General features: G+C 54.4%; 8 protein-coding genes. 6 read left to right on the top strand and 2 right to left on the bottom strand.

The features are described 5' to 3' along the window. The first annotated feature begins 459 nt into the window (after positions 1-459). On the top strand, positions 460-708 hold the full coding sequence (locus ABD827_RS10690; protein ID WP_344964784.1) for a DUF3297 family protein: 249 nt from the start codon (positions 460-462) through the stop codon (positions 706-708). A 187-nt stretch (positions 709-895) separates the two neighbouring features. After that, positions 896-1,240: a DUF4377 domain-containing protein gene (locus ABD827_RS10685; protein WP_344964783.1), complete on the top strand. Its 345-nt coding sequence runs from the start codon at positions 896-898 to the stop codon at positions 1,238-1,240. Between the two features lie 107 nt (positions 1,241-1,347). Here ABD827_RS10685 and ABD827_RS10680 read toward each other — a convergent pair whose 3' ends face one another. Continuing rightward, the gene (locus tag ABD827_RS10680; RefSeq protein ID WP_344964782.1) at positions 1,348-2,025 is read right to left on the bottom strand and encodes a heavy metal response regulator transcription factor; all 678 of its coding nucleotides are present in this window, start codon (positions 2,023-2,025) and stop codon (positions 1,348-1,350) included. 233 nt (positions 2,026-2,258) lie between these two features. On the opposite strand from ABD827_RS10680, the gene ABD827_RS10675 reads away from it, so the two are divergent. After that, positions 2,259-2,753, top strand: a complete 495-nt coding sequence (locus ABD827_RS10675) for a cupredoxin domain-containing protein (RefSeq protein WP_344964781.1) — start codon at positions 2,259-2,261, stop codon at positions 2,751-2,753. 66 nt (positions 2,754-2,819) lie between these two features. Further along, on the top strand, positions 2,820-3,215 hold the full coding sequence (locus ABD827_RS10670) for a c-type cytochrome (protein ID WP_344964780.1): 396 nt from the start codon (positions 2,820-2,822) through the stop codon (positions 3,213-3,215). A 52-nt stretch (positions 3,216-3,267) separates the two neighbouring features. Here the strand turns inward: ABD827_RS10670 and ABD827_RS10665 are convergent, their stop codons facing one another. Next, complete coding sequence (locus tag ABD827_RS10665) at positions 3,268-4,761, bottom strand: heavy metal sensor histidine kinase (RefSeq protein WP_344964778.1); 1,494 nt, start codon at positions 4,759-4,761, stop codon at positions 3,268-3,270. Positions 4,762-4,945: 184 nt separating this feature from the next. Between ABD827_RS10665 and ABD827_RS10660 the strand changes: the two genes are divergently transcribed. Both ABD827_RS10660 and ABD827_RS10655 read left to right on the top strand, forming a co-directional pair. After that, the gene (locus tag ABD827_RS10660; protein ID WP_344964777.1) at positions 4,946-5,284 is read left to right on the top strand and encodes a zinc ribbon domain-containing protein YjdM; all 339 of its coding nucleotides are present in this window, start codon (positions 4,946-4,948) and stop codon (positions 5,282-5,284) included. 241 nt (positions 5,285-5,525) lie between these two features. Further along, entirely contained in the window at positions 5,526-6,209 is a 684-nt protein-coding gene (locus ABD827_RS10655) for a LysE family translocator (protein ID WP_344964776.1), read from the top strand. Positions 6,210-6,293 lie beyond the last annotated feature (84 nt).

Here is a 6,293-nt window from a genome sequence, read left to right as displayed (position 1 = left end):
AAAAGAGAAAATCTACCATGTCTGCCTATTTTTTTGGGGATCCCTCAGCGCCTTCGCGGGAATGACAAGAGATAAGTGCGGGAATGACAGAGAGAAATACAGGTATGACAAGAGATAAGTGCGGGAATGACGACAGCACCACACCTGTATATGCAGCACTGTTTAATTGAGGCGACAGTTAATTGACGTGATAGTTAATTGTCGAAGTATGTGTGGAGTTAAGTTTATGGTTGCTTTATATCGTCGCGATTGGTGTTTCGTTATTTAGCCTTGCTCCTTTTTCTTTATTGTTTATTTCTGACGCTGCAGTGATATATATTTTTCATGGGGGAGGGAATTACCTTTATAAAAGAATCAGCGAAGTGGATATATAACAGTTCGTTTTATTTCTGCGCTTCTTGAGCGTCAGGCCGTAATTGTATATAATAGCGCCCCTTTTATTGCTTGCAGATCACAAACATGACCGACACTAACGCGCAACCCGCCCTGCCAGACCGCCTCTCGGGTAATCCTCGCAGCCCCCATCATGTGGCAGCGTGCTTTGAGCACAACATCGGTATTCGCCTGAACGGCAAAGAGCGTACCGATGTTGAAGAATATTGCATCAGTGAAGGTTGGGTTAAAATCCCGTCGCCCAAAGCACTGGATCGTCGTGGTCAGCCGATGCTGATTACGTTAAAAGGCACGGTTGAAGCCTTTTACTGCTAAGTATTTTTATACTGTTCGGCATTATCACTAATCAGGGCCTGAAGAAATTCAGGCCCTGATTGTTTGCGTGCAATAAAAAATCATTCCACGCTAAAAATTAAAGGCTGTTTTCATTTTTACGCGTGCCATAAACGCGTAACCATAAAACCTGATTCGCCAAGTGGCGATGTTGGTCAGGAGTCTTTCAATGAAAAAACGTATTACGGCGTTACTGGCACTGCTGCTGGCGGGGTGTTCAACAGGTGGTGAGCCCACGGTTGGCGGCGATGCTGAGGCCACAGCAAAAGTGATGATCTTCACGGTGGGGCCGCAACGGGTCGACTGTGTCGGGGTGGGCCCCATGCAGTGCCTGGTAGTGGATGGTGGATTGTTCTATGACCGTATTCAGGGCTTCGAATTTGAACCGGGCTACCAACAAACGCTACGGGTAGAGCGCCGTCAGCGCTTTACGCCCGCCACGGCACCGGCGGACGCCAGCTTGTATCAATACCGGTTGTTGCAGGTGCTGGACAAGCAAAAAGCCCGGCCCTGATGGCATGGCCGGTTCGGCGTTCAGTCGGCTAGTAGGGCAGGGCGGGGGTTATACGGGCGTTGTTATACGGGCGTTGTTATCCCGCCGCAGGGTGTCTACCCATCTGGCTATTGGGGCACATCCAGGGTGTAGCCCATGCCTCTGATGGTTTGGATGAGTTTGAGATCATGGCCGTCGTCGATTTTGGCGCGCAGCCGGCGAATGGCTACATCAATCACGTTGGTATCGCTGTCGAAGTTCATGTCCCATACCAGAGAAGCGATTAACGAGCGCGGTAATACCTCGCCCTGCCGGCGCACCAGCAGCTCCAGCAGGGTAAATTCCTTGGTGGTGAGGTGAATATGCTCACCGGCGCGAATGGCACTGCGGCGCGCCATATTCAACACCAAATCGGCCACTGCCAGCTGGTTGCTCTGGGGCTGGGGCGTGCCCCGGCGCAGCAGGGTGCGCACTCGGGCCAGCAGTTCGGAAAAGGCGAACGGCTTAACCAGATAATCGTCGGCCCCCAGCTCCAGCCCTCTTACCCGGTCTTCCACGCTGTCTTTGGCGGTTAAAAACAGCAACGGCATTTGCCGGCCCTTGTTGCGCAGCGCCTCTACAATTTTCCAGCCGTCCAGATCCGGCAGCATCACGTCGAGAATAATCAAATCGTAAGGCTCACTCACCGCCAGATGAAAACCGTCCAGGCCACTGCGCGTGAGATCCACCACAAATCCCGCCTCGCTCAGCCCTTTTTGCAGGTAATCTCCGGTTTTTTGCTCATCTTCAATGATCAACATCTTCATGGCGCACTCTCTTAGCACTATCTGTTAAAGGCATGATGACGGCCCCGGGCAGGTGATCCAACCCTTATTGTTACCGCATGATACACAGTGCCCCGTGGCGGGGCGCCAAGATGACAATTTTGTAATGTTGGCGTCATGCTGCAGACAGGGTCATCTTTTTATTCTCTGTTTAATAACTCACAACGTGCGTAAGCGATTCTTCATTGCGCGATTAAACACATCAGGAAAAAGACATGAAAAAAACACTGTCCGTTTTAATGCTGTCTCTGCTGCCGGGCCTGGCGCTGGCCGCCGGTGAACATGGTACACACGGTGGTCATGAGGGGCTCGACATGGCCGGCATGCAGCAGGATACGCATGGCGTGGGCCGCCCCGGCACTGCGGCCGAGGTAAACCGCACCATAGAGGTGGTGATGAGCGACGACATGCGTTTTTCACCGGCTCAAATCGAGGTAAAGGCGGGGGAGACCGTGCGCTTTTTCGTTAAAAACAAGGGCAAGCTGGCGCACGAACTGGTGATTGGCAACCTGGCATCCCTGCAGGAGCATGCCGAAATGATGCGCCAGATGCCCACCATGCAGCACGCCGAACCCAACATGATCAGCCTGCAACCGGGCCAGATGGGTGGCCTGATCTGGACTTTTGCTCAGGCCGGCACCGTTGATTTTGCCTGTTTGATCCCCGGCCACATGGAAGCGGGCATGAAAGGCAGCATTGCCGTAGAGTAACCCTCGCGACATGAGCGCAGGCTCATGCCCGCCGTTAGTGACCAGCACAAGAGGATAAACCGTAGCGTGAACAACACATCAAGGGCAAAAAGCAGATGGCCATGGGCCATTGCGGTGGCGATACTGGCACCGCTTGCCATGGTGGGCAGCCATTTCTTACTGAACGACTCGTCTGCCGAAGCCGAGCAACTTCGCCTCGGCAAGTTGGCCTATCAGGACAATTGTGCCAGCTGCCACGGTGCCGACCTTAACGGCACGCGCAAGGGGCCGCCGTTTATTCACAAGGTGTATGAGCCGTCACATCACGGTGACGAGGCGTTTTATCGGGCCGCCGCCAACGGGGTGCGCGCGCATCACTGGCGCTTTGGCGATATGCCGCCAGTTGCTGGTGTGACTCGTGAAGAAGTGGGTGACATCATTGCCTATATTCGCGAGCAGCAGCGGCAACAGGGCATTCACTAGGCCGCCGCTGCCATGTGCTTTCCGCCATGTGGAGACGGCTATTTCGCGGAGGTTATGTTGTTGCAGCACGCGGACCGGTGGGAAAACAGGCGGTAAAGCAGGTTTCCCGTTCATCGGACTGCACCGATAGGCTGCCACCGTGGGCGCTGATAATTGCCTTGGCGATGGCCAGACCCAGCCCGGTGCCTTCGGTGACCGGCTGGCGCGCACTGTCGGCCCGGTAAAAACGGTCGAACAGCCGGGGCCATTGTTCCGGCGGAATGGCCGGGCCCGGGTTGGCCACCTGAACTGTGGTGCCCTCAAGGTTGCTGCTGATGGCAATACGCACCTCGCCCCGGGCCGGCGTGTAGCGAATGGCATTGGTCAGCAGGTTGCTGAACGCCCGCTGCAGCATCGACTTGTCGCCCAGCAGGTGGCCATTGCCCTGGCGTTGCAATCGCACCTGTTGTTCACTGGCCAACGGCTCAAAAAACTCCAGCAGTTCATCCAGCTCTTCGGCCAGGGCCAGCGGCTCGGGCTGCATGCCCAGCTGGCCTTGCTCCGACTTGGCCAGAAACAGCATTTCACCAATCATCCTCGCCAGCCGCTCGGCGGTTTCCAGGTTGGCATAGAGCACTTCTTTGTATTCTTCGGCATTGCGCGGGTGCGCCAGTGCCACCTGGGTTTGCATCATCAGGCTGTTAACCGGGGTGCGCAGCTCGTGGGCAATGTCGGAAGAAAAAGCCGTTAGCCGCTGAAACGAGTCTTCCAGCCGATCCAGCATGTCATTAAATGCCTGAATGGGGCCATGCAGCTCGGCCGGCGAACCGGCCAGTGGCAGCCGGTGATCCAGCCGGTTGGCGGTAACCCGCGCCGACAAGTGAGCCAGGCTGTGCAGCGGCGTCAGCCCCATGCGCGAGGCAAACCATCCCAGCAGCACCGACACCAGCGCTATGCCCCCGGTCAGCCAGGCCAGGCCGACTTTTATGTCGTCGATAAAGTGCTGATGATAGCTGGTGTCCAGCGTTACCCGTATCAGCACCGAGTTGGGTATATCGGCCGACGCCGAAAAAGAGGGCAACGCATTCAGCACAAACGGCTTGGCCATGCTGCGATAACGAATGCCGTTTTCGGTCCAGCTTTCTGCCAACGGTAACAATTCGGGCGCGGGCAGTGGTTGGTCAAGTCCTGCTTGTGACGGTAATGGCGAGTGCGCATGCGGTTCCGAAGGCATGTGTGAAGGCATGTCCGAAGACAAATGCGGCCCCACCGTCACCAGTGCCTTGCCGTTCAAATCCGTCATTTGCAGATAATACCCACCGTGGCCCGAGAGCGCATCGCTCAGGCGTGCCTGCAGCAGCGACCAGTCTCGGTTGTTGCCCTGCACATGGGTCGAGAGAAAGTTTTCGGCCAGTATGATGCGGCCTTTGATGTCGGATTGATCCTGGCGGGCAAAGTGATGATCCAGCGCCTGCATCAGCACCAGGCTCACCACACTCCAGATGGCCAGCATGCTGATGCTGAAAATCAGGCTCAGGCGAGTGGTTAAAGAGAGATGACTGCCCATGATGTTGTTGCTTATCCTGTAAAACTCAACCGGCACCCAAGGTACCATTTTATGCCGACACGCGAGCCGGAAAGCCGGGCCTGTGTCTTCACGTCAACGTCAACAAAGTGAAGAGGTAGTGCTCGCCAAGGCCGCAGAGAGCCATTATCATATAGGCCAAATTCATCTACAGAAGTCATCATCCATGTCAATCCCTCCGTGCCCCAAGTGCAATTCCGAGTACGCATATCAGGATCAAAATAACCTGGTCTGCCCCGAGTGTGCCCATGAATGGAACCCGTCCGAAGTCGCTACCGACGAAGACATCCTGACCGCAAAAGATGCGAATGGAACCTTGCTGGAAGCGGGTGACAAGGTCACCGTAGCCAAAGATCTTAAGGTGAAAGGCAGTTCTCTGGTGATTAAAATTGGTACCAAGGCGCTGATCAGGCGCATAGTGGAAGGCAAGGATCACGAACTCGACTGCAAGGTAGATGGCGCCGGCGAAATGATGGTCACCGCGAAGTTTGTGAAAAAAGCCTGAGCGACCCCGTTTGATTAAAAATCAAACCTGGCATAAACGGCGTTAAGTAATGCCGCGTAACTCATGTGGATGATGAGGCAGGTTTACCTTCTCTTTTCTCGTCACCCTCGCGAAGGCGGGGGTCCAGTGTCTTTGCCGACGACTCGTAGTCTGATCATTCTGCGCTACCAATCCTGGATTCCCGCCTTCGCGGGAATGACAAGAGAGGGGGCGCGGGCATGACGACAGAACCACACATGTTATGCGGCGTTACTTATACATAATAAAGGAAGTGAGCATGGAATTTAGCATATGGTTGCTTTACATCAGTGTGATCAGCATCCTGATATTCAGCCCGGGCCCTTCTGCTTTATTATGTATATCTGATGGTTTGAAATTTGGTAATAAAAAGGCAATGGCCACCATTCTCGGTGGTGCCATTGCCGCCCTGGTGCTGATGACCATTTCAGCCGTGGGGCTGGGTGCTGTGTTGGTGGCGTCGGAAAATCTGTTTTTTGCCATCAAGATTGCGGGCGCCTGCTATCTGATTTATCTGGGGTACAGCGCCTGGAAAGAAGGCAGTATCAACATAGCAAGCAAGGAGCCTGATGAAATTAAACCGGCAAGCCGCTCTTGTTATGCGCTGTTTCGCAAAGGCTTTATGGTCGGCATCAGCAACCCGAAAGATTTGTTGTTTTTTATCGCCCTGTTTCCCGGTTTCATGAATGCAGAATTGCCCCAGCTTGAACAATACATGGTGCTGGCCTGCACCTGGTTTTTTATCGACTGCAGCTCCATGTTCATGTATGCCGCACTGGGTTCGAAGGTAAGCCCCTGGCTTTCCAAAGCCGAAAACATGAAACGGGTTAACCGTGGGGTAGGCGGTCTCTTTATGGTGTTAGGTGGTGCCCTGGCTGTCTCTACCGGCATGGATGAAAAGGCATAACCAGGGGGATGACACTCGATGTATTGTTCGCAGCTGTGTTCTGGTACCACCGTAACGCTTAGGCTTGTACAAGCTCCTCTCTTT

The sequence above is a fragment of the Oceanisphaera sediminis genome (assembly GCF_039539745.1).
In the GTDB taxonomy this organism is placed as follows: domain Bacteria; phylum Pseudomonadota; class Gammaproteobacteria; order Enterobacterales; family Aeromonadaceae; genus Oceanimonas; species Oceanimonas sediminis.
Note: the sequence above shows the minus strand (reverse complement) of the source record. Positions and strands in the feature narration are given on the sequence as shown.

What these genes read in the sequence shown, in the direction of transcription:
- ABD827_RS10690 (WP_344964784.1), top strand. Translation starts at nt 460, where the DNA reads ATGACCGACACTAACGCGCAACCCGCCCTGCCAGACCGCCTCTCGGGT.
- ABD827_RS10685 (WP_344964783.1), top strand. Translation starts at nt 896, where the DNA reads ATGAAAAAACGTATTACGGCGTTACTGGCACTGCTGCTGGCGGGGTGT.
- ABD827_RS10680 (WP_344964782.1), bottom strand. Translation starts at nt 2,025, where the DNA reads ATGAAGATGTTGATCATTGAAGATGAGCAAAAAACCGGAGATTACCTG.
- ABD827_RS10675 (WP_344964781.1), top strand. Translation starts at nt 2,259, where the DNA reads ATGAAAAAAACACTGTCCGTTTTAATGCTGTCTCTGCTGCCGGGCCTG.
- ABD827_RS10665 (WP_344964778.1), bottom strand. Translation starts at nt 4,761, where the DNA reads ATGGGCAGTCATCTCTCTTTAACCACTCGCCTGAGCCTGATTTTCAGC.
- ABD827_RS10660 (WP_344964777.1), top strand. Translation starts at nt 4,946, where the DNA reads ATGTCAATCCCTCCGTGCCCCAAGTGCAATTCCGAGTACGCATATCAG.
- ABD827_RS10655 (WP_344964776.1), top strand. Translation starts at nt 5,526, where the DNA reads ATGCGGCGTTACTTATACATAATAAAGGAAGTGAGCATGGAATTTAGC.